This is a genomic window from Streptomyces sp. E11-3 (assembly GCF_046540415.1).
Lineage (GTDB): Bacteria > Actinomycetota > Actinomycetes > Streptomycetales > Streptomycetaceae > Streptomyces.
Genome location: NZ_JAZGRL010000233.1, coordinates 1 through 712, shown reverse-complemented (window position 1 = coordinate 712; position 712 = coordinate 1). Strand labels below are relative to the sequence as shown.

The 712-nt window shown below is 72.9% G+C and carries 1 pseudogene; it reads right to left on the bottom strand.

Annotated elements, in window-relative coordinates:
• A pseudogene (locus U9R90_RS36595) lies at positions 1-627 on the bottom strand (DNA-binding protein); the annotation flags it as partial.
• Positions 628-712 lie beyond the last annotated feature (85 nt).

Genomic DNA, 712 nt, shown 5'->3' with positions numbered 1-712 from the left:
GCCCAGAGGGTCTGCCAGCCGGCGCAGCCCCGTTCCTACTTCCACCGGCCGGTGCGCGCTGTGCACCCACCACAGCCCATACCGCCCCTGCTCCGGCGGCGACCCCGCCGGACGGCGCTGCTCGCGTACTACCCCGCGAGCCCAGGACGCCAACAGACCGCCATGGCCGTCCGCTTCCAGTTCGCCCAGCCACACCCGTCCCAGACGCTCACCCAACGCGGCAGCAAACCGCTCACCGCCACCCCGGCCGCGCACCAGGGCACCCGCACCGCTTCCGGCGGCCAGCTGCTGCATCCGCGGATCCACCAGAGCTTCCGCGACCGCGACGACCTCCGGGAACACCACCACGTCCCGTACCAGCAGCCGCCACTGCTCCACGCCCCAGCCCACCGGATCCGGACACCACCGGCGCGTAGCCGCAACCACCTGCTGCAAACGCGGCTCCCACACCGCATCCCGCTCCCAGAACTCCGTCCGTCCCCACCACCCGCACACCACTGCACGTGCCAGCCCGAACACTTCACGCTGCGCCGCGCCAATCGCCGCCCCAGCCTGCGCCACCCGGTCCCAATGACGCTGCGCCCGGGCCAGCTCCACCCCCCGATCCCCGGCATCGACAAACTCCACCGGATGCCCCTCACCCACATCCAGCAGCCACCGGCCATGCCGTGCACACAACCGCCCCCACCGCCGCCGGTACGCCCACACCCGC